This window comes from Thiobacter subterraneus (genome assembly GCF_055379455.1).
Genome location: NZ_AP042402.1, coordinates 1,355,884 through 1,375,547, shown reverse-complemented (window position 1 = coordinate 1,375,547; position 19,664 = coordinate 1,355,884). Strand labels below are relative to the sequence as shown.

General features: G+C 66.3%; 24 protein-coding genes. 23 read left to right on the top strand and 1 reads right to left on the bottom strand.

The window, feature by feature from the left end:
* The first annotated feature begins 22 nt into the window (after nt 1-22).
* The 9 genes from bioH to ACZ42P_RS06845 all read left to right on the top strand — a co-directional run bounded on the left by bioH (nt 23) and on the right by ACZ42P_RS06845 (nt 7,631).
* Nucleotides 23-790, top strand: coding sequence for a pimeloyl-ACP methyl ester esterase BioH (bioH, locus tag ACZ42P_RS06885; RefSeq protein ID WP_464899340.1), 768 nt, complete (start codon nt 23-25; stop codon nt 788-790).
* Complete coding sequence (gene bioC, locus ACZ42P_RS06880; RefSeq protein ID WP_464899339.1) at nt 783-1,679, top strand: malonyl-ACP O-methyltransferase BioC; 897 nt, start codon at nt 783-785, stop codon at nt 1,677-1,679. Before bioH ends, bioC begins: the two co-directional genes overlap by 8 nt.
* A complete protein-coding gene (bioD, locus tag ACZ42P_RS06875; protein ID WP_464899338.1) occupies nt 1,676-2,374 on the top strand; it encodes a dethiobiotin synthase in 699 nt (232 codons plus the stop codon). Before bioC ends, bioD begins: the two co-directional genes overlap by 4 nt.
* Before the next feature lie 180 nt (nt 2,375-2,554).
* Nucleotides 2,555-3,022 carry a DUF2244 domain-containing protein gene (locus tag ACZ42P_RS06870; RefSeq protein WP_464899337.1) on the top strand — a complete coding sequence of 156 codons (468 nt, stop codon included), beginning with the start codon at nt 2,555-2,557 and terminating at the stop codon, nt 3,020-3,022.
* A gap of 27 nt (nt 3,023-3,049) precedes the next feature.
* Nucleotides 3,050-4,183 (top strand): cytochrome c oxidase subunit II, encoded by a 1,134-nt coding sequence (gene coxB / locus ACZ42P_RS06865; protein WP_464899336.1) that lies wholly within the window; start codon nt 3,050-3,052, stop codon nt 4,181-4,183.
* Nucleotides 4,184-4,201: 18 nt separating this feature from the next.
* Nucleotides 4,202-5,776, top strand: coding sequence for a cytochrome c oxidase subunit I (gene ctaD / locus ACZ42P_RS06860; RefSeq protein WP_464899335.1), 1,575 nt, complete (start codon nt 4,202-4,204; stop codon nt 5,774-5,776).
* A gap of 139 nt (nt 5,777-5,915) precedes the next feature.
* The gene (locus ACZ42P_RS06855; protein WP_464899334.1) at nt 5,916-6,476 is read left to right on the top strand and encodes a cytochrome c oxidase assembly protein; all 561 of its coding nucleotides are present in this window, start codon (nt 5,916-5,918) and stop codon (nt 6,474-6,476) included.
* Nucleotides 6,473-6,682, top strand: a complete 210-nt coding sequence (locus ACZ42P_RS06850) for a DUF2970 domain-containing protein (protein WP_464899333.1) — start codon at nt 6,473-6,475, stop codon at nt 6,680-6,682. Before ACZ42P_RS06855 ends, ACZ42P_RS06850 begins: the two co-directional genes overlap by 4 nt.
* A 58-nt stretch (nt 6,683-6,740) precedes the next feature.
* On the top strand, nt 6,741-7,631 hold the full coding sequence (locus ACZ42P_RS06845) for a cytochrome c oxidase subunit 3 (protein ID WP_464899332.1): 891 nt from the start codon (nt 6,741-6,743) through the stop codon (nt 7,629-7,631).
* A 127-nt stretch (nt 7,632-7,758) separates the two neighbouring features.
* On the opposite strand, the gene ACZ42P_RS06840 is transcribed toward ACZ42P_RS06845, so the two are convergent.
* Nucleotides 7,759-7,968 (bottom strand): twin transmembrane helix small protein, encoded by a 210-nt coding sequence (locus ACZ42P_RS06840; RefSeq protein WP_464899331.1) that lies wholly within the window; start codon nt 7,966-7,968, stop codon nt 7,759-7,761.
* 149 nt (nt 7,969-8,117) lie between these two features.
* On the opposite strand from ACZ42P_RS06840, the gene ACZ42P_RS06835 reads away from it, so the two are divergent.
* The 14 genes from ACZ42P_RS06835 (at nt 8,118) to ccoP (ending at nt 19,607) form a co-directional block, all read left to right on the top strand.
* Nucleotides 8,118-8,831, top strand: coding sequence for an SURF1 family protein (locus ACZ42P_RS06835; protein WP_464899330.1), 714 nt, complete (start codon nt 8,118-8,120; stop codon nt 8,829-8,831).
* Nucleotides 8,832-8,841: 10 nt separating this feature from the next.
* On the top strand, nt 8,842-9,378 hold the full coding sequence (locus ACZ42P_RS06830; protein ID WP_464899329.1) for an SCO family protein: 537 nt from the start codon (nt 8,842-8,844) through the stop codon (nt 9,376-9,378).
* The gene (locus tag ACZ42P_RS06825) at nt 9,378-10,481 is read left to right on the top strand and encodes a COX15/CtaA family protein (RefSeq protein WP_464899328.1); all 1,104 of its coding nucleotides are present in this window, start codon (nt 9,378-9,380) and stop codon (nt 10,479-10,481) included. The genes ACZ42P_RS06830 and ACZ42P_RS06825 overlap by 1 nt, the downstream gene beginning before the upstream one ends.
* A 10-nt stretch (nt 10,482-10,491) precedes the next feature.
* Entirely contained in the window at nt 10,492-11,400 is a 909-nt protein-coding gene (gene cyoE / locus ACZ42P_RS06820) for a heme o synthase (protein WP_464899327.1), read from the top strand.
* Between the two features lie 64 nt (nt 11,401-11,464).
* Complete coding sequence (locus tag ACZ42P_RS06815; protein WP_464899326.1) at nt 11,465-11,944, top strand: RrF2 family transcriptional regulator; 480 nt, start codon at nt 11,465-11,467, stop codon at nt 11,942-11,944.
* Between the two features lie 34 nt (nt 11,945-11,978).
* Nucleotides 11,979-13,130 (top strand): ABC transporter permease, encoded by a 1,152-nt coding sequence (locus ACZ42P_RS06810; protein WP_464899325.1) that lies wholly within the window; start codon nt 11,979-11,981, stop codon nt 13,128-13,130.
* A gap of 2 nt (nt 13,131-13,132) precedes the next feature.
* Nucleotides 13,133-13,906, top strand: a complete 774-nt coding sequence (locus ACZ42P_RS06805; protein ID WP_464899324.1) for an ABC transporter ATP-binding protein — start codon at nt 13,133-13,135, stop codon at nt 13,904-13,906.
* Nucleotides 13,906-14,811, top strand: a complete 906-nt coding sequence (locus ACZ42P_RS06800) for an MlaD family protein (protein ID WP_464899323.1) — start codon at nt 13,906-13,908, stop codon at nt 14,809-14,811. Before ACZ42P_RS06805 ends, ACZ42P_RS06800 begins: the two co-directional genes overlap by 1 nt.
* A 17-nt stretch (nt 14,812-14,828) precedes the next feature.
* Nucleotides 14,829-15,428, top strand: coding sequence for an ABC-type transport auxiliary lipoprotein family protein (locus ACZ42P_RS06795; protein ID WP_464899322.1), 600 nt, complete (start codon nt 14,829-14,831; stop codon nt 15,426-15,428).
* 71 nt (nt 15,429-15,499) lie between these two features.
* Complete coding sequence (locus ACZ42P_RS06790) at nt 15,500-16,084, top strand: SCO family protein (RefSeq protein WP_464899321.1); 585 nt, start codon at nt 15,500-15,502, stop codon at nt 16,082-16,084.
* Nucleotides 16,085-16,199: 115 nt separating this feature from the next.
* On the top strand, nt 16,200-17,657 hold the full coding sequence (gene ccoN, locus ACZ42P_RS06785) for a cytochrome-c oxidase, cbb3-type subunit I (protein WP_464899320.1): 1,458 nt from the start codon (nt 16,200-16,202) through the stop codon (nt 17,655-17,657).
* A gap of 28 nt (nt 17,658-17,685) precedes the next feature.
* Nucleotides 17,686-18,432 carry a cytochrome-c oxidase, cbb3-type subunit II gene (gene ccoO / locus ACZ42P_RS06780; protein WP_464899319.1) on the top strand — a complete coding sequence of 249 codons (747 nt, stop codon included), beginning with the start codon at nt 17,686-17,688 and terminating at the stop codon, nt 18,430-18,432.
* 8 nt (nt 18,433-18,440) lie between these two features.
* Complete coding sequence (locus tag ACZ42P_RS06775; protein WP_464899318.1) at nt 18,441-18,671, top strand: cbb3-type cytochrome oxidase subunit 3; 231 nt, start codon at nt 18,441-18,443, stop codon at nt 18,669-18,671.
* Nucleotides 18,672-18,686: 15 nt separating this feature from the next.
* Complete coding sequence (ccoP, locus tag ACZ42P_RS06770) at nt 18,687-19,607, top strand: cytochrome-c oxidase, cbb3-type subunit III (protein WP_464899317.1); 921 nt, start codon at nt 18,687-18,689, stop codon at nt 19,605-19,607.
* The last annotated feature ends 57 nt before the right edge of the window (nt 19,608-19,664 follow it).

Here is a 19,664-nt window from a genome sequence, read left to right as displayed (position 1 = left end):
GGTGCACGCCACAGGGCCTGCCATGGCGCGTTTGCATGTGGAACGGATCGGCCGGGGGCCCGATCTCGTGCTGCTCCACGGTTGGGGCCTGCATGGCGGCGTCTGGCAGGGTTTCGGGGAGGCCCTCGCCCGGCGCTATCGCGTGCACGTGCCGGACCTGCCGGGGCATGGCGCGAGCGCGCCGGTGACACCCTACACGCTGGAAACCCTGGCGCAGGCCGTGGCGCAGGCGCTGCCCGAAGGCGCCCATGTATGCGGCTGGTCCCTGGGGGGGCAGGTGGCCCTGCGCCTGGCCCGGGACTGGCCCGAGCGGGTGGCAGGTCTCGTGCTGGTCGCCACCACGCCCTGCTTCCGACAGCGCCCGGACTGGCCCCATGGCATGGACGAGGCCACCCTCACCGACTTCGCGCGCAGCCTGGAGGCCGACTACGAGGGCACCCTCAAACGCTTTCTTGCCCTCACCGCACGCGCGGGCGACGACGCGCGCGCGGTGATCGCCCGCCTGCGCGCCAGCCTGTTTGCGCGGGGCCGGCCGGCACCCGAGGTGCTGCGGGCGGGACTGGCCATTCTGTGGCAAGCCGACCTGCGCCCGGAGGTGGCGCGCATCATCCAGCCTGCCCTGGTCATCCATGGCAGCCACGATACCGTGACGCCGCCGGCGGCCGGCCGGTGGCTGGCGCAAAACCTGCCCCGGGGGCGTTGGCTGGAAATCGCCGGCGCAGCCCACGCGCCCTTCCTCTCCCACCGTGCCCAGGTGACCCAGGCGCTGGAGGCCCTCATTCATGGCTGACCAACCCCTGCAGGTGGACAAGCGGCTGGTGCGGCGCGCCTTCGAGCGGGCCGCCGCCAGCTACGACCAGGCGGCGGTGCTGCAGCGGGAAGTGGCGCAGCGCATGTTCCAGCGGCTGGACTACGTGAAGCTCGCGCCCCGCCGCATCCTCGACGCGGGGGCCGGGACCGGCTTTGGCACCCGGCTGCTCGCGCGCCGCTATCCCGGGGCGCTGATTCTTGCCCTCGACCTTGCCCGGCGCATGCTCGAGACTGCACGTGCCGGCTGGTCACTGCGCGAGCGCCTGGCGGGCGCCGCGCGCCGGGTGCGCTATGTATGCGGCGATCTGGAACGTTTGCCTGTCGCGGCATCCAGCGTGGATCTCATCTGGTCCAATCTGACCCTGCAATGGTGCAATGCGCCGGAGCAGGTGTTTCGCGAGTGCTACCGCATCCTTGCGCCAGGCGGGCTGTTCATGTTCAGCACCTTCGGGCCGGACACGCTCAAGGAATTGCGTCAGGCCTTCGCGGGGGTGGACGGCTACAGCCATGTGAACCGCTTCGTGGACATGCACGACCTGGGGGATTGGCTCACCTATGCCGGTTTCACCGCCCCCGTGATGGACATGGAAATGATCACCCTCACCTATCGCGACCTGAAACAGCTCTTCAGTGAACTCAAGGCCATCGGCGCCCACAACGTGACCCTGGGACGCAACCACGGGCTCATGGGCAAGGGGCGCTGGCAGGCCATGGTGGCGGCCTACGAGACCCTGCGGCGGGAGGGCCGCCTGCCCGCGACCTTCGAGATCGTCTATGGGCATGCCTGGGTGGGCGAGACCAAGCGCCGGGAGGACGGGCGCCAGGTGATCGCCCTCAAGATCGCGCGGCGGCAGGCGGGGCTGCGATGAGCCGGGGCCTGTTCGTCACCGGGACCGACACCGGCGTGGGCAAGACCCTGGTGGCCGCGGCCCTGCTCAAGCTCGCTGCGCAGGCGGGGCTGAAGGCCGTGGGCATGAAGCCGGTGGCCGCCGGCTGCGAGCAGGTGGGCGGGCAGTGCGTCTATGGCGACGTGGAAGCTCTGATTGCCGCGGGCAGCGTCGCCGCGCCGCGCGAGTGGGTCAACCCCTATCGCTTCCCGGAACCGGTCGCGCCTCACCTGGCCGCAGCGACCCACGGCGTGCGGCTCGACCTGGAGGTCATGGCCCGCTGTTTCCGTGAGCTCGCTGCCCGGGCCGAGCGGGTGGTGGTGGAAGGCGCGGGGGGTTTCCTGGTTCCCCTGGATGGGGAGGCGACCTTGGCCGATCTGGCCGTGCGCCTGGGGCTGCCGGTGGTGCTGGTGGTGGGCATGCGTCTGGGATGTCTCAACCATGCCCTGCTCACCGCGGAAGCCATTGCCCGGCGCGGTCTCCAACTGGCGGGCTGGGTGGCCAACCGCCTCGACCCGGAAATGGGCCGTTTCGAGGACAACCTGGACACCCTGCGGGCGCGGCTGGCCGCGCCCCTCCTGGGGGTGGTGCCGCGTCTTTCCGCCCCGCCGGATCCTGCCGCAGCCGCGGCCCACCTGTGTCTGCCAGCCGGGTTTGCGCCTCCCACCGGTGCGTGAGCCAATGCATCAGCACTTCATAATCTTGTGACATAGTAATTTTAAATACCGGAAACAAAAGGATTTTTTTCGGTCTTCCCCTTGCGGCAAATTGTCGCGGCATGCTACCGTAGCGGCCAACGACAAGGCGGGCGCGGAAAACCGCCGGATGCCCGTGACGAAAGAAGGCAGCAGGCGAGGATGGAAGGCACACACGCAGCACCCGGGTCGGAATGCACCGTTCTGGTGCGGCCCAACTGTTCCCTCTCCCCCGCCGGCCGGCGGTGCTGCCTCTTCCTCATCGCCGGTGTCACTTTCGGCATTGCCCTGGGTTTTGCCTGGGCAGGGGCGTGGCTCGTGCTGCCCTTCGCCGGCCTGGAAGTCGGCGTGCTGGCCTGGGCGTTCCGCGAGCTGGGCAGCCACGCCGGCGATTACGAGATGATCCGCATCCGCGGCGACACCGTGCTGGTGGAGCGCCGCGACGGTGCACAGGTGTCGCGCCACGAATTCAACCGCTACTGGGCCCGGCTCCTGACGGAGCGGGACGAAGCCGGCGAGCTCGCCCTGCGTCTGCGCTCCCACGGCCGGGAGGTGGTCCTGGGGCGCCGTCTGGCCCCGGAAGCACGGGCGGCCCTGGCCCGGGAATTGCGCATCCATTTCAACAACTGACGACTACAACCATCGAGGGGGAAGGCAATGGCAAGCAAGTCGAGGGGGCTCGCGGTGGGCGCGCTCACCGCGCTCATGACCTGGGGAGCGATGGCCGCGGCATGGGCGGCGGAATCGAAGATCAACCTGCCCACGCCGCAAAGCCAGGTGGCCCGGGAGATCTATGACCTGCACATCCTCATCCTGTGGGTGTGCGTGGGGATCTTCATCGTGGTGTTCGGCACCATGTTCTATTCCATCTGGAAGCACCGCAAGTCCGTGGGGCACCAGCCCGCCCATTTCCACGAGAACACCAAGCTGGAAGTGGTGTGGACCATCATTCCCTTCATGATCCTGGTGGGAATGGCCATCCCCTCCACCAAGACCATCCTCAACATGCGTGATGCCAGCAACCCGGACATGACCGTGAAGGTCACCGGCTACCAGTGGAAGTGGGAGTACGAATATCCGGCGGAGGGCATCCGCTTCCTGTCCACCCTGTCCACCCCGCGGGACGAGATCGAAAACCGTGCGCAGAAGGGCGAGCACTATCTCCTCGAGGTGGACAATCCCCTGGTGGTGCCGGTGGGCAAAAAGGTGCGTCTGCTGCTCACCGCCAACGACGTGATCCATTCCTGGTGGGTGCCCGCCTTCGGCATCAAGCAGGATGCCATCCCGGGCTACGTCAAGGACGCCTGGTTCAAGGCCGAAAACCCGGGCGTCTATCGCGGCGTGTGCGCCGAACTCTGTGGCAAGGACCACGGCTTCATGCCCATCGTGGTGGAAGTGAAGACCCAGGAGGAATACGACAAGTGGGTCCTGGCCCAGAAGGCGGCCAAGGCGGCCGCGGTGGCCGACGCGAACAAAACCTATACCCTGGACGAGCTCAAGGCCAAGGGTGAGACGGTGTACAAGACCCACTGCGCCGCCTGCCACCAGCCCGACGGCAAGGGTCTGCCGCCCGCCTTCCCGGCCCTGGCCGGCTCGAAGATCGCCACCGGCGACAAGGCGGCCCACATCGACATCGTCATGAACGGCAAGGCCAACACGGCCATGGCCGCTTTCGGCAAACAGCTGTCCGACGTGGAGCTGGCCGCGGTCATCACCTACGAGCGCAATGCCTTCGGCAACGCCACGGGTGATGTCATCCAGCCTGCCGACATCAAGGCTTTGCGCAAATAATCGGAGGAGGTCGAGAACATGGAAGCGACACACGCACACGAGCACGGCCACGCCCATCCCACGGGCCTGATGCGCTGGCTCACCACCACCAACCACAAGGACATCGGCACCCTCTATCTGTGGTTCTCTTTCATCATGCTGCTCACCGGGGGCGTGATGGCGCTGCTCATCCGCGCCGAGCTGTTCCAGCCCGGCCTGCAGGTGGTCGAGCCCGAGGTGTTCAACAGCCTCACCACCCTGCATGGGCTGATCATGGTGTTCGGCGCGATCATGCCTGCCTTCGTGGGCTTCGCCAACTGGCAGGTGCCCATGATGATCGGCGCGCCCGACATGGCCTTCCCGCGCATGAACAACTGGTCCTTCTGGCTGCTGCCGGTGGCGGCGGTGCTGCTCATCGGCCAGTTCTTCGTGCCGGGCGGCGCCGTGGCGGGGGGCTGGACCATGTACGCGCCCCTGTTCCTGCAGGGGGGCATCGCCAATGACATGACCATCTTCGCGGTGCACATCCTGGGCATCTCCTCCATCATGGGCGCGATCAACATCATCACCACCATCCTCAACATGCGCGCCCCGGGCATGACCCTGATGAAGATGCCCCTGTTCGTGTGGACCTGGCTGATCACCGCCTATCTGCTGATCGCGGTGATGCCCGTGCTGGCCGGTGCCGTGACCATGCTGCTCACCGACCGCCATTTCGGCACCCATTTCTTCAACCCCGCGGGGGGCGGCGATCCGGTGATGTTCCAGCACATCTTCTGGTTCTTCGGCCACCCCGAGGTGTACATCATGATTCTGCCGGCGTTCGGCATCATCTCGCAGATCATCCCGGCCTTTGCGCGCAAGCCGCTGTTCGGTTACGCGTCCATGGTGTATGCCACGGCTTCCATCGCTATCCTCTCCTTCATCGTCTGGGCGCACCACATGTTCACCGTGGGCATGCCCACCTCGGCCCAGCTCTTCTTCATGTACGCCACCATGCTGATCGCGGTGCCGACCGGCGTGAAGGTGTTCAACTGGGTGGCCACCATGTGGCGCGGTTCCATGACCTTCGAGACCCCGATGCTGTTCGCCATCGGCTTCGTCTCCCTGTTTACCATCGGCGGCTTCACCGGCCTGGTGTGCGCCATCACGCCCGTGGACATCCAGATCCAGGACACCTACTACGTGGTGGCCCACTTCCATTACGTGCTGGTGTCGGGCGCCCTGTTCGCCATCTTCGCCGGAGTGTATTTCTGGCTGCCCAAATGGACGGGCCACATGTATGACGAGAAGCTGGGCAAGCTGCACTTCTGGCTGTCGGCCATCTTCTTCAACATCGCCTTCTTCCCCATGCACTTCCTGGGGCTTGCAGGCATGCAGCGGCGCGTGCCCGATTACAACCTCCAGTTCGCCGACTGGAACATGGTGTCCAGCATTGGTGCTTTCGGGTTCGGCCTGTCCCAGCTCATTTTCCTGGCCGTGGTGTTGAAGGCCATCAAGGGTGGCGTCAAGGCCGAAGCCAAACCCTGGGAAGGGGCGGATTCGCTGGAGTGGACGCACCTGCCCTCGCCGGCACCGTATCACTCCTTTGAAACGCCTCCGGTGCTGAAGTAAACGCGCAAGGGGCGGCCCATCCCGGGTCGCCCCAGCGTGCACAGGAAAACGATGCAACCCAACGAGAAGAACAAATACCTGACTGCGGCCGTCCTGGTGGCGCTGGTGGTGATCATTTTCCTGTGGACGCTGCGGATGTATGGCTGAAGCGATGGATCGGCGGGATCAAAACCGGATCGTGCTGCGCAAGCTCATCGTGGTCACCGTGGCCATGTTCGGTTTCGGCTTCGCCCTGGTGCCGTTCTACAAGAAGATTTGCGAAGTGACCGGGCTCAGCCGGGAACGTATCGCGGTGAGCAATACCCAGGTGGACTTCGCGCGTATCGTGACCATCGAGTTCGATTCCAACGTGGGCACCGGGCTGCCCTGGCGTTTCGAACCCCAGACGGTCAAGATGCAGGTGCACCCGGGTGAGCTCAAACAGGTGTTCTACCGGGTGGTGAACACCACTGACCGCACCATCGTGGGTCAGGCTGTGCCGGCCTATGCCCCGGCGCGCGCCGCCAGCTACTTCAGGAAGATCGAATGTTTCTGTTTCAGCGAGCAGACGCTGAAGCCCGGTGAGGAGCGCCTGATGCCCGTCCAGTTCGTGGTGCAGAACGATCTGCCCCGAGACGTGCACACGATCACGCTTTCCTACACGTTCTACGAGCATGCCCCGAAGGCCGTGGCGGCGGGCACGGGTGGAGGCGGGGCGTGAGCGGCCCAAATAGGCCGGGCTGGCTTTCCGCCGCCAAGGCGGTGTTCTGGAGCTTTCTCGGGGTTCGGCGCCGCCATGATTATGAGTCGGACGCGGCCGGGCTGACCCCGGGCCAGGTGATCGCCATGGGGCTTTTGGGTGCCGCCCTGTTCATTGCGCTGCTCTTGGGCGTGGTGTGGCTGGTGACCCACCTCGCCGCAGGATGAAGGGCAGGCCGGGCAGATCATGTCGGGTATTGGATAACCAAGACGAGGAGGAGCAAACATGAGTGAGCATCAAGGGGGAGGGTACTATCTGCCGCAGCCGTCGGGCTGGCCCATCGTCGGCTCGGTGGCCCTGCTGCTGTTCGCGTTCGGCATGGTGCTGTGGGCGAACCGGCTGCCGGGCGGCTGGCTGGTGCTGGCCGGGCTGGCGGTCCTGTTCTACATGATGTTCGGCTGGTTCGGCCGGGTCATCGAGGAGTCCGAGTCCGGCAAATACAACGAGCAGGTGGACCGCTCCTTCCGCTGGGGCATGACCTGGTTCATCTTCTCCGAGGTGATGTTCTTTGCCGCCTTCTTCGGCGCCCTGTTCTATTTGCGGGTGCTGGCGGTGCCCTGGCTGGGTTCGGGAGAGACGGGGTCCATGCTGTGGCCGGGCTACACGCCCAGCTGGCCCACGGCCGGCCCCCTGGGGCCGACGCTGGCAGGGGTGGACACGGAGGTGCCGCCCGGTTCCAACCAGTTCTCCAGCATGGGGGCCTGGGGGATTCCCGCCCTCAACACGCTGATCCTGCTCACCTCGGGTCTCACGGTGACCATCGCCCACTGGGGCCTGAAAAAGAACAACCGCACCCAGCTGGTGGTGTGGCTGTTCCTGACCATCTGCCTGGGCCTCCTGTTCCTGGGGCTGCAGTCCTATGAGTACGTGCATGCCTACACCAAGATGGGGCTCACCCTGGGCGCAGGCGCCTATGGCGCCACGTTCTTCATGCTCACGGGTTTCCACGGGCTGCACGTGACCATCGGCACGGTGATGCTGATCGTGATCTGGTTGCGGGCTCTCAAGGGGCATTTCACCCCGGAGCGCCATTTCGCGTTCGAGGCGGTGTCCTGGTACTGGCATTTCGTGGACGTGGTCTGGCTGCTGCTGTTCGTCTTCGTCTACGCCCTGTGATGCGCTGACCCCGAATACACCAAAGGAGGCCTATAACGAGAACGATAAGCACAAAGGGGACTCTGGCGCCGCAGGGCACCGCGGCGCCATTTTTGTTTTTGGGGCGGGATACGCAGCCGAGGCGGGGTCAGGACTTGGGCGGCAGCACGCCGAAATAGAAGCCGGCCATGAGCAGGGCAAACAGGGTGATGGACACGCCGATACGTACACTCAGGGCCTTCACGGTGCGTTCCGTGCTACCTTTGTCCTTCAGCAGGAAGGCCAGGGCCGAAAACAGGCTGGCGACGATGACGACGAGAAACGCGACGACGAGGCTGCGGTAGAGGATGACGGACATGGTGGGCTCGCAATCAGGCTTGGATGATGGGGCGGGTGCAGGCGTGCGGGGCAATGCACTGTGCTCCCGCCCCTGGTGGGGGACGGTCGCAGGCCGCGCCGCCGCTGCCGGACACCGGGCAAGTGTAATCCAGCCGTCGGCCTGCTGCCATGGCTGAACCCCGTCGCGGTCTTTTCTGGCCCACCCTGGCGGCTATGGTGCTCCTCGGCGTGACCCTTGCCGCGGGCAAGTGGCAGCTGGACCGGGCGCAGTACAAACGGGACTTGCAGGCCCGCATCGACGCCCGCCTGCAGGCCGCGCCGGTGATCCTGGATGGCAGGCCCGTGGATGCGGACACCCTGCATGGGCGGCGGGTGCAGATCACGGGCCGGTTTGATCCCGCCCACGAAATCTTTCTCGACAACCGCAGCCTGCAGGGCCGTCCCGCCTATCAGGTGCTGACACCGCTTCTGATCGGGGGCGGATCCGTCGCGGTCCTGGTGGACCGCGGCCGGGTGCCCCATGACTGGAGCGGACCGCTGCCGGTGGTCAGGGTGCCCCCCGCTCCTGTGCGCATCGAGGGCATCGCCGGGCCGCCGCCGGGCAAATACCTGGAACTGTCGCGCGAGGTGGTGCAGGGCAAGGTGTGGCAGAACCTGGATCTGCCCCGCTATGCGGCGGGACTGCCCTATCCCCTCCTGCCCATCGTGGTGACCCAGCTCAACGACACTGACGACGGGCTTTACCGGGAGTGGGTGCGGCCGGACAGCGGCGTGGAAAAACATCTGGGCTATGCCTTTCAATGGTTCGCCATGGCGGCGGCCATCGTGATCCTCTACGTGGTGATGTATGCAAGACGACGCAGGTCGCAGAAATCGGACTAAATTCCTCCTGGTGCTGGCAGTCTTCCTGGCCCCGGTGGTGGCCTCGTATCTCTTTTACTACGTGTGGCCGCCCAAGGGTGGGGCGGTGAACTATGGCGAGTTGATCGAGCCGGTGACGCTGCCCATGGACCTCACCCTGATGCAGCCGGACGGCACACCCCTGTCCCTGCGCCAACTGCGGGGCAAGTGGCTGTTGGTGCATGCCGCGTCCAGCCGCTGCGACGCCCACTGCGCGCGTCAGTTCGACGCCATGCGCCGCGTGCGACTGCTGCAGGGACGCGACCAGGACCGGGTGCAGGTGGTGTGGCTGGTGACCGATGGCGGGCCGGCGGAGCCTGCCCTCGTGGAGCGTCTTGCGCCGCTGCGCCTGGTGCATGACCCCCAGGGGGCGCTCGGGCGCCGCCTCCCTGCCCACGGCAGCATTGGCGAGCATCTCTACGTGATCGACCCCCTGGGCAATGTCATGATGCGCTACCCCCTGGACCCCGATCTCAAGCGCATGGGCAAGGATCTCGCCCGTCTGCTCAAGGCGTCCCAGATCGGCTGATGACCCTCCAGAGCCTGCTTTTGCTCGCCCTGTTCGGCCTGCTCGTGGCTCTGCCCGTGCTCGTGTACGTGGCGCGCAGGGGCGGCGATCCGCACCCGCGGCTGGCCTGGGTCACCGCCTTCCTGGCGCTGGATCTCATCCTGTTCGGCGCCTTCACCCGCCTCACCGATTCCGGTCTGGGCTGCCCCGACTGGCCCGGCTGCTATGGCCACTCCAATCCCATATCCGCCGGAGAGCATATCCGCGCCGCGGAGACTGCCATGCCCACCGGCCCGGTCACGCGCATGAAGGCCTGGATCGAAATGCTGCACCGCTATTTCGCCATGGGGGTGGGGGTACTCATCATCGTGCTCATGGTGCAGGCCTGGCGCCGCCACCGGCAGGAGCCTGCCCGCTCACCCTGGCTCGCCACGGTGATCTTCCTCGCGGTGTGCGTCCAGGGGACATTCGGTGCCTTCACCGTGACCATGAAACTGCAGCCGGCCATCGTCACCCTGCATCTGCTGGGGGGCATGACCCTGCTGGCCCTGCTCACCTGGCTTGCCCTCCGGGAAAGCCCTCCTGAACCCGTGGGGGAGGGCGCGCGCGCACTGCGGGGCCATGCCATCCTCGCGGCGCTGTTGCTGGCGCTGCAAATCGCCCTGGGCGGCTGGGTGAGCACCAATTACGCAGTGCTGGCCTGTCCGGATTTTCCCCTGTGTCACGGTCACTGGCTGCCGCCGGCCATGGATTTCCGTCATGCCTACACCCTCTGGCGTCCCCTGGGACACACGGGGGACGGGGATCTCATTCCCTTCCAGGCCCTGGTGGCCATTCACTGGGTGCACCGCAACTTCGCCTACGGTGTGCTGGCCGTGCTGGCGGCGCTCGCCTGGCGGGCCTGGTCGGTGCCGGGGCTCGCCCGCTGGGCCCGCGTGCTGGCGGGGCTTGGCCTCCTGCAGTTCGTCACCGGCCTGTCCAACGTGCTGCTGGCCTGGCCCCTGCCCCTGGCCCTGCTGCACAACGGCGGCGCGGCGCTCCTGGTGATGACGCTGGTGGTGCTACACTTCCGCATCGGGGCTGCGCCCCAGCCAAGCCCGCGCAGACGGGGGAATCCAACGTGAGGAGACGAGCATGACGACCTTGAGCGTCAACCAGGTGGCCTGCCGCTGCCAGCAGTTCTTCGCCCTTTGCAAGCCGCGGGTGGTGGCGCTGATCGTGTTCACCGCGGTGATCGGCATGTTCCTGGCGCTGCCCGGCATGGTGCCCCTGCAGATCCTCATCGCCGGCACCGTGGGCATCGCCCTGGTGGCGGGCGCGGCGGCGGCCTTCAACTGTCTGATCGAGCAGAAGGTGGACGCCATCATGGCGCGCACCCGGGCGCGGCCCCTGCCGCGCGGCGAGGTGACGCCGCTGCAGACCCTGGTGTTCGCCGGCGTGGTGGGCGGGCTGGGGCTGTTCATCCTGAACACCTACGTGAATGCCCTGACCATGTGGCTCACTCTGGCCACCTTCGTGGGCTACGCGGTGATTTACACGGTGCTGCTGAAACCCCTGACGCCCCAGAACATCGTGATCGGCGGAGCCTCGGGCGCCATGCCGCCGGTGCTGGGCTGGGCCGCCGCGACAGGGGAGGTGAGTGCCGATGCCCTGCTCCTGTTCCTCATCATTTTCGCCTGGACGCCGCCCCATTTCTGGGCCCTGGCCCTGTATCGGCGCGAGGAATACGCCAAGGCGGGCATGCCCATGCTGCCGGTCACCCACGGCGAGGCCTTCACCCGGCTGCACGTGCTGCTCTATACCCTGATCCTCACCGCCTGCACCCTGCTGCCCGTGGCGAGCGGCATGAGCGGGCTCTTCTACCTGGCGGCCGCCCTGCTGCTGGATGGCGTGTTCCTGTGGTATGGCTGGCGCCTGTACCGGGCCTACAGCGATGCCCTGGCCAGGAAGACCTTTGCCTATTCCATCCTGTATCTGAGCCTGCTGTTCGCCGCCCTGCTGGTGGACCACTATTTCCGGCTGCCCCTGACGCTCCTGGCCTGAAATTTCCGTGCGCAACGGCTGAAATTAGGATAAACTGCTCCGTAAAGAGCTTTATCCTGCGGCCATGATCCTGTCCCGAACCAGCCAGTACGCGATCCAGGCGCTGATCTTCATCGCCACCCAGCCCAAGGGCCAGCCCGTGCTCAACCGGGAGATCGCCAGCCACCTCAACGTACCGCCGGCCTATCTCGCGAAGATCATGCAGAGCCTATGCAAGGGCAACCTCCTCTATTCCTTCCGCGGCCGCCTGGGGGGCTTCTGTCTGCGCGAGGGGGCGGAAAAGACCGATCTGCTCCAGGTGCTCGCCATCACGGAAGGGCCGGGGTTCGCCCAGGACTGCGTGCTGGGGCTCAAGGTGTGTTCCGATGCCACCGCCTGCCCCATGCACACCAAGTGGCAGCCCATCAAGAAAAAGGTGCTCGCCCTGCTCAAGGAGCAGACCCTGGAAAAACTCGCGCGCGCCGTGCAGACCGGCAAATATCGTCTGGCCGATCTGCCCAACACCGTGCTGGCGCCCCAGCGCCTGGAGCGCGAGACCGCCTGACGCGCCCGCGGCCGCTGGCTATACTGCCGGCGTCATGCCCCGTGCGCCCTCTGCATTGCCCCCGGAACCTGCGCCCGCCGCCCTGGTGATCGGGGACGGCCGCCTGCGCTGCCTCGGGCACTGGACGGTCCGCGGCATCGCCGGTCTGCGCGGCCGGCTGGCCACCTTCGACTATCCTCCGGCCTCCCGTGTCGTCGTGGACTGCAGCGACATTGCCGCGTTCGACACTGCCGGTGCCTGGCTGCTCGACGCGCTTGTCGCCCACCTGCGTGGGCTTGAGCGCGAGGTGGAGCTGGTGGGGCTGGCGCCGGAACGGGCGCGCCTGATGGCCCTGGTGCAAAACCGCGCGGCGCGCCTGCCCGCGTCCGCGCCGCCGCGGCCGCCCGGCTGGCTGGCACGCCTGGGCATGAAGGTCTTCCAGCGCCTCGCGGAGGCCCGGGACATGCTGGCCTTCCTGGGAGAGGCCATGGTGAGCATGGCCCGTGCCGTGGGCGAACCGCGGCGCTGGCGGGGGCGGCTGGTGCTGCATCACATCCAGCACGCGGGTCTCGATGCCCTGCCTCTGGTGGGGCTGCTCGCCTTCCTGGTGGGGGTGGTGATTGCCTACCAGGGGGCCAGCCAGCTTGCGCGCTACGGCGCCAACATCTTCGTGGTGGATCTCATCGCCCATTCCATTCTGCGCGAGCTGGGGCCCATGCTGGTGGCCATCATCGTGGCGGGACGCTCCGGATCCGCCTTTGCCGCCCAGATCGGCACCATGAAGGTCTCGGAGGAAATCGATGCCTTGCGTACCCTTGGACTGTCGCCCCAGGAGGTATTGGTGGTGCCGCGCATGGTGGCGCTGGCGCTGGTGATGCCCCTGCTCACCTTCTATGCGGACGTTCTCGGCGTGCTGGGCGGTTTCGTGGTGGCGCGTCTGCAGCTGGATGTGGATGCGGTGAGCTTCCTGGACCGGTTCGACGACACCATACGCGTTTCCACTTTACTGTTCGGGGTGGGCAAGGCACCGGTGTTCGCGTTGATCGTCGCCCTGGTGGGCTGCTACCAGGGTTTCCGGGCGGCGGGCAGTGCCGACAGCGTGGGGCGCCACACCACCCTGTCCGTGGTGCAGTCCATTTTCCTCATCATCATCGTCGATGCCGTGTTCTCGGTGCTCGCCAGCATCACACGGCTGGGATTTCGCTGAGCATGGAACCGGCGGTCGAACTCACCGGCATCACCACCCGTCTGGGGGGCAGCCTGGTCCACGATGGCATCGACCTCACGGTCTGGCGCGGCGAGGTGTTCGGCATCGCCGGCCCCAGCGGCTGCGGGAAATCCACCCTGCTCAAGGAAATGGTCATGCTGCAGCGGCCGGATGCCGGGCGCATCCGGGTGCTGGGCCTGGATCTGGCGCGGCTGGGCGAAGCCGAGGCGCAGGCGCTGCGACGCCGCTGGGGCGTCATGTTCCAGGGTGGGGCGCTGTTCACCGGCCTTACCGTGCTGGAAAACGTCGCGCTGCCCCTGCGGGAGCACACCACCCTGAGCCCGGCGGAAATCGACGAGCTGGCGCGCATCAAGATCGCCCTCGCCGACCTGCCGCTGGAGGCCGTCCACAAATATCCCCGCGAGCTGTCGGGCGGCCTGCGCAAGCGCGCGGCGCTGGCGCGGGCCATCGCCCTGGATCCGGAACTGCTGTTCCTGGACGAACCCTCGGCGGGGCTGGATCCCCTTGCGGCCAGCGCCCTGGATGAACTCATCCTCGGCTTGAAGGCCGCCCTGAAACTCACCATCATTGTGGTCACCCACGACCTGGACCTGCTCTGGCGGGTGACCGACCGCGTGGCCCTGCTGGGCGAGGGGCGGGTGGTGGGACTGGGCAGCATGGCCGAGCTGGCGCGCTCGCAACATCCCGGCCTGCGGCCCTATTTTCACGGCCCGCGCGGCCGGGCCGCCTGGCCCGGCGCGGACGAGGACAGGTGATGGAATCCCGATTCAGCTACACGCTGGTGGGCGCCTTCGTGGTCGTGCTGGGGGCGGCGCTGGTGGGTGTCATTTTCTGGCTGTATGCGGGCGGTCCCGGCGAGCCGCGCACACGCATCTATCACGCCTACTTCGATGAATCCGTGGCGGGCCTCAACGTCAACGCGCCCGTGAAGTACAAGGGCGTGACCGTGGGGCGGGTGACCGAAGTGGATCTCGCCCCGGACGGCTCCGGCCGGGTTCGCCTGGTGATGGCGCTGGACGACAGGGCGCCGATACGCAGCGACACCGTGGCCACCCTGCGCATGCAGGGGCTCACCGGCCTCGTGCAGGTGGAGCTCTCGGGCGGCTCGCCGCAGGCACCGCCGCTGGCGGCGCGTGGGCCGGACAAGGTGCCCGTGATTCCCACCCGCCCCTCCCTGATGACACGCCTGGACACCGCCGTCACCAGCGTGCTCGCCAATCTCAACCGCAGCGCGGAAAACCTCAACAGCCTCACGGACGAGGAAACCCGTCGTCAGTTGCGGCAGATCCTGGCCAACGTGGAGACGGGCACGCGCCTGCTCGCCCGTCAGATGCCGGTGCTGGAAGCCACCCTGCACAGCGCCGCCACGGCAGGCGACGAGGTGGCGCGGCTGGCGCGGCGCATGCAGCAGACCGCCACCCGGGTGGAACACCTGGCCGACGAGATCGGCCGGGCCACCACCCAGGCCGGCGGCGCGGCGCAGGCGCTGGAGGCGGGCATGGGGCAGCTCGGCGGACAGACCCTGCCCGAACTCGATGCCCTGCTGATCGAGCTGCGCGAGCTGGCGCAAAACCTGCGTCGCACCAGCAGTGAGCTGGAACGGGAGCCCGCCAGCCTGGTGTTCGGGCGGCCTGCGCCCCGGCCCGGTCCGGGTGAATGAGGAGGAAAGGAGGCTCCATGCATCCATCGGCAGCCCTGGCGCTGATTCTCGCCACCCTGACACTGGCGGCCTGTCTGCCCACGCCGCGCACGGAAGAACTGAAACTGTTCACCCTGGAGGCCAACTTCGCGCCGGCCGCCGCGGCGGGCCAGGGGCCCACGCTGCTGGTGGCGCCGCCGCGCGCCCGCGCCGGCTACGACAGCGCGGGCATGGCCTACGGGCGGCAGCCCCAGGAGCTCGCCTATTTCGCGCGCCACCGTTGGGTGGACACGCCCCCACGCATGCTGGCACCGCTTTTGGTACAGGCCCTGGAAGCGAGCGGGCGCTTTTCCGCGGTGCTGGCTGCGCCGGCCGCGGCACGGGCCGCTGTGCGCCTGGACACCGAGGTGCTGCGCCTGCGCCAGGACTTTGCCAGCACGCCCTCGCGCGTGGAATTCGCCCTGCGCGCCCAGCTCACCGACCTGAAATCCGGTGCGCCCCGCGCCACCCGCACCTTTACGGTCAGCGTCCCCAGCCAGGGCGATGACCCGGTGCATGGGGCCCAGGCCGCCAACCGGGCGGTCGGCCTGGTGCTCACCGAACTCGCCCAATGGGCGTCTGAAGCCAGCCGCCCCTGATCCATCCGGGTAGCTGACAGGCCGGCCCGAAAAGCGGATAATGCGCTCCCTTTTCTGTCCGTCCCTGCGCCATGAGGACCCTGCTTCGTCTTGCCCTGTGCCTGCTCGCGCTGGCCCTCGCCGGCTGCTCCAAGCCGCCCGCCTTCCAGGGCACTGACATCACGGGCGCGGACTGGGGCCGTGACTTCCGCCTCACGGATCATACGGGCCAGACCCGTACCCTGGCGGATTTCCGCGGCAAGGTGGTGGTGCTGTTCTTTGGTTATACGCATTGTCCCGATGTCTGTCCCACCACCCTGGGGGAAATGGCCCAGGTCATGCAGCAGCTCGGGCCGGACGCCCAGCGGGTGCAGGTGCTGTTCGTGACCCTGGACCCGGCCCGCGATACGCCCGCCCTGCTGGCCCAGTACGTGCCCGCCTTCCATCCCGCCTTCCTGGGGCTCTACGGTGACGAGGCCACCACCCGCAAGACGGCCGCCGATTTCAAGGTTTTCTACCAGAAACAGCCGGGCAGCAGCCCCGACACCTACACCCTCGATCATGGGGCCAACACCTATGTGTTCGATCCCCGGGGCAGGCTGCGTCTGCTGTTCGGGTTCGGTTCCGGCGCAGCGCCCCTGGTGCACGATATCCGGCTGCTGCTGGCGGGAAACTGAGATTGTGACGGTTGGGCGGTACGGGCTGCCTTGCGATGTCCAAGCACTTAAGAATATACTTATCGGTTAATTTCGCCCGCGTTGGCAGGCATTCGAGCACTTCAGGAGAAAAACCATGGCGGTCGCAGTGACAGAGAAGGAGCAGTACAACTTTGACGTCGTCCGCAAGTTCGCGGTGATGTCCCTGGTGTGGGGCGTGGTGGGCATGCTCGCCGGCGTTTACATCGCCTCCGAGCTGGCCTGGCCCTTCCTCAACTTCGACATTCCGTACATCACCTTCGGCCGCCTGCGTCCGGTGCATACCAGCGGCGTGATCTTCGGCTTCGGCGGCTCCGCCTTGTTCGCCACGTCCTACTACGTGGTGCAGCGCACCTGCCAGACCCGGCTCATCTCCGACGCGCTGGCCAATTTCACCTTCTGGGGCTGGCAGGCGGTAATCGTGCTCGCCGCCACCTCCTACGTGCTGGGCTACTCCCAGGGCCGTGAATACGCCGAGATGGAATGGCCCATCGACCTGCTCATCGAAGTGGTGTGGATCGCCTACGCCGTGGTCTTCATCGGCACCATCATGCGGCGCAAGCAGCCCCACATCTACGTGGCCAACTGGTTCTACATCGCCTTCATCCTCGCCACCGCGCTGCTGCACACCTTCAACAACCTGGCGGTGCCGGTCAGCCTGTTCTCCATGAAGTCCTACAGTCTGTTCGCGGGCGCCCAGGATGCCATGACCCAGTGGTGGTACGGCCACAACGCGGTGGGCTTCTTCCTGACCGCCGCCTTCCTGGGGATGATGTACTACTTCGTGCCCAAGCAGGCCGGACGTCCCATCTATTCCTATCGCCTGTCCATCGTCCACTTCTGGGCGCTGTCCTTCCTCTACATGTGGGTCGGTACCCACCATCTGCACTGGACCGCGATTCCCGACTGGACGTCCACCCTGGCGGCGACCTTCTCCATCATGCTGCTGCTGCCCTCCTGGGGTGGCATGATCAACGGCATCATGACCCTGTCGGGTGCCTGGGACAAACTGCGCACCGACCCCATCATCCGCTTCATGGCGGTGGCGCTGTCCTTCTACGGCATGTCCACCTTCGAGGGCCCGATGATGTCGCTGAAGAGCGTCAACGGCCTGTCCCACTACACCGACTGGACGGTGGGCCACGTGCATTCGGGCGCGCTGGGCTGGGTGGCCATGATCACCTTCGGTTCCCTCTACCACATGATGCCCAAGCTGTGGAACACCAGGCTCTACAGCCTGAAGCTCGTGTACTGGCATTTCTGGCTGGCCACCATCGGCGTGCTGCTCTACATCACCGCCATGTGGGCCTCCGGCATCGGCCAGGGCCTGATGTGGCGCACCTTCGATGACTTCGGCAACCTGAAGTATTCCTTCATCGAGACGGTGATCGCCATGCATCCCGCCTATGTGATGCGTGCCATCGGTGGCATGGTCTTCCTGAGCGGCGTGCTGATCATGGCCTACAACATCTACATGACCATCCGCCAGGGCCAGCGCGAAGCGGCCGAGCTGGAAGCCAAGCTGGCGGCCAAACTGGCCCGGGCCGGCGCTTGAGGTCCGGGTTCGAGGGAAGGAAACCGCGATGAACTTCAACTTCAAACACGAATGGATCGAAACCAACGTCGGCGTGATGCTGGTGCTCACCATGATCGTCATCAGCATCGGCGGCCTGGTGGAGATCGCGCCCCTGTTCCTGGTGAAGAGCACGGTGGAAGAAGTGGATGGCGTGCGTCCCTACACGCCCCTGGAAGCGCGTGGCCGCGACATCTACGTGCGCGAGGGTTGCTACACCTGCCATTCCCAGATGATCCGTCCCTTCCGTGACGAGGCGCTGCGCTACGGGCATTACTCCCTGGCGGCGGAGTCCAAGTACGACCATCCCTTCCAGTGGGGTTCCAAGCGCACCGGCCCCGATCTGGCGCGGGTGGGCAAGAAGTATTCCAACGAGTGGCATGTGGCGCACCTGAAGGATCCCAGCTCCATGGTGCCGGGCTCGGTCATGCCGCGGTATCCCTGGCTGGCCACCACCGTGCTGGACACTTCGGACCTGGTGGACCGGCTCAAGGCCCAGCGTGCGGTGGGCGTGCCCTATTCCCTCACCCAGGCGGAGTACGAGCGCAACGTGAAGCAGTTCGGCGAGGCGATCGCCAAGCAGCTGCACATTCCCAATGCCAAGGAGAACCTGGTCAGGCAGGCCACCGAAGGCAACTACGACGGTGATCCCACCAACGTCACGGAAATGGACGCCCTGGTGGCCTATCTGCAGGTGCTGGGCACCATGGTGGATTTCAGCAAGTACGACGACGACTACTTCGTGAAATTCCGCTGAGACCGGTCATGCTCGAGTGGCTTTCCCATCCGGAGAACACCAAGCCCCTCGGGCTGCTGATCTTCTTCGTCGCTTTCCTGGGCATCCTGTGGTTCGTGTTCGGAAGCCGGAAGCGGGGCGAGAAGCTGGAGTCCTACAAGGACATCCCCTTTCTCGACGAGGAACCGGAAGACCAAGGCATCAACGAGGCCACCTCCGCCCGGCCTGCGCCGGGCAGGGAGCAGGCCTCCAGCCAGTGACATGAAAGGCAAGCAATGAGCAAGGAAAAACTCCAATCGCACACGGTGCAGACCACCGGCCACGCCTGGGACGGCGATCTCCAGGAGTACAACAACCCGCTGCCGCGCTGGTGGGTGTGGGCCTTCTATCTCACCATCGCGTTCGCCCTGGTCTATTGGGTGCTGTATCCCGCCTGGCCGCTGGGCAAGGGTTATACCCCCGGTGTGTCCAAGGTGACCTATGTCAACTCCAGGGGCGAGACCGTCACCACCCACTGGAACACGCGCGCCGACCTGATGGTGGAAATGAATGCTGCAGCCCAGGCGCAGAAGCCCTATTACGACAAGATCGCCGCCCTGCCCCTGGCGAGCATTGCCAAGGATCCGGAGCTCAACAGCTTCGTCATTTCGGCGGGCAAGCAGCTCTTCGGCGACAACTGTGCCGCCTGCCACCAGTCCGGCGGCCAGGGTGTGGTGGGCCTGTTCCCCAACCTCACCGATGACGACTGGCTCTACGGCGGCACCCTGGACAAGATCCACGAGACCCTTACAAACGGGCGCCGCGGCTACATGCCTGCCTTTGGCAGTGTGTTCACCCAGGAACAGATCGACCAGCTCGCCAACTACGTGCTGTCCCTGTCCGGCGAGCAGGTGGATGCGGCCAAGGCCGAGGCCGGCAAGGCCCTGTTCCACTCCATGGACGCCATGTGCTTCTACTGCCACGGCGATGATGCCAAGGGCCGGCAGGAAGTGGGTTCGCCCAATCTCACGGACAAGATCTGGCTGTGGGCCAATGTCCCCGCCGCCGACACGCCGGAGAAGAAACTGGCTGCCGTGAAGACGGTCATCACCCAGGGCCTCAACAAGGGGGTGATGCCCGCCTGGAAAGACCGGCTCAAGCCCGAGCAGATCAAGCTGCTGGCGGTTTACGTGCACGAGCTGGGCGGCGGCAAGTAAGGTTCCGCGCCGCCGCAGGGGGGCGGCACGCCCGCCCGGCAGCGGCACCTCATGAAT

Coding starts and splice junctions, on each gene's coding strand:
- ACZ42P_RS06815 (WP_464899326.1), top strand. CDS start 11,465: ATGATCCTGTCCCGAACCAGCCAGTACGCGATCCAGGCGCTGATCTTC.
- ACZ42P_RS06870 (WP_464899337.1), top strand. CDS start 2,555: ATGGAAGGCACACACGCAGCACCCGGGTCGGAATGCACCGTTCTGGTG.
- ccoO (WP_464899319.1), top strand. CDS start 17,686: ATGAACTTCAACTTCAAACACGAATGGATCGAAACCAACGTCGGCGTG.
- ACZ42P_RS06800 (WP_464899323.1), top strand. CDS start 13,906: ATGGAATCCCGATTCAGCTACACGCTGGTGGGCGCCTTCGTGGTCGTG.
- ACZ42P_RS06810 (WP_464899325.1), top strand. CDS start 11,979: ATGCCCCGTGCGCCCTCTGCATTGCCCCCGGAACCTGCGCCCGCCGCC.
- ACZ42P_RS06835 (WP_464899330.1), top strand. CDS start 8,118: ATGGCTGAACCCCGTCGCGGTCTTTTCTGGCCCACCCTGGCGGCTATG.
- ACZ42P_RS06825 (WP_464899328.1), top strand. CDS start 9,378: ATGACCCTCCAGAGCCTGCTTTTGCTCGCCCTGTTCGGCCTGCTCGTG.
- bioD (WP_464899338.1), top strand. CDS start 1,676: ATGAGCCGGGGCCTGTTCGTCACCGGGACCGACACCGGCGTGGGCAAG.
- ctaD (WP_464899335.1), top strand. CDS start 4,202: ATGGAAGCGACACACGCACACGAGCACGGCCACGCCCATCCCACGGGC.
- cyoE (WP_464899327.1), top strand. CDS start 10,492: ATGACGACCTTGAGCGTCAACCAGGTGGCCTGCCGCTGCCAGCAGTTC.
- bioC (WP_464899339.1), top strand. CDS start 783: ATGGCTGACCAACCCCTGCAGGTGGACAAGCGGCTGGTGCGGCGCGCC.
- coxB (WP_464899336.1), top strand. CDS start 3,050: ATGGCAAGCAAGTCGAGGGGGCTCGCGGTGGGCGCGCTCACCGCGCTC.
- bioH (WP_464899340.1), top strand. CDS start 23: ATGGCGCGTTTGCATGTGGAACGGATCGGCCGGGGGCCCGATCTCGTG.
- ACZ42P_RS06790 (WP_464899321.1), top strand. CDS start 15,500: ATGAGGACCCTGCTTCGTCTTGCCCTGTGCCTGCTCGCGCTGGCCCTC.
- ACZ42P_RS06805 (WP_464899324.1), top strand. CDS start 13,133: ATGGAACCGGCGGTCGAACTCACCGGCATCACCACCCGTCTGGGGGGC.
- ACZ42P_RS06855 (WP_464899334.1), top strand. CDS start 5,916: ATGGCTGAAGCGATGGATCGGCGGGATCAAAACCGGATCGTGCTGCGC.
- ACZ42P_RS06795 (WP_464899322.1), top strand. CDS start 14,829: ATGCATCCATCGGCAGCCCTGGCGCTGATTCTCGCCACCCTGACACTG.
- ccoP (WP_464899317.1), top strand. CDS start 18,687: ATGAGCAAGGAAAAACTCCAATCGCACACGGTGCAGACCACCGGCCAC.
- ACZ42P_RS06840 (WP_464899331.1), bottom strand. CDS start 7,968: ATGTCCGTCATCCTCTACCGCAGCCTCGTCGTCGCGTTTCTCGTCGTC.
- ACZ42P_RS06775 (WP_464899318.1), top strand. CDS start 18,441: ATGCTCGAGTGGCTTTCCCATCCGGAGAACACCAAGCCCCTCGGGCTG.
- ccoN (WP_464899320.1), top strand. CDS start 16,200: ATGGCGGTCGCAGTGACAGAGAAGGAGCAGTACAACTTTGACGTCGTC.
- ACZ42P_RS06845 (WP_464899332.1), top strand. CDS start 6,741: ATGAGTGAGCATCAAGGGGGAGGGTACTATCTGCCGCAGCCGTCGGGC.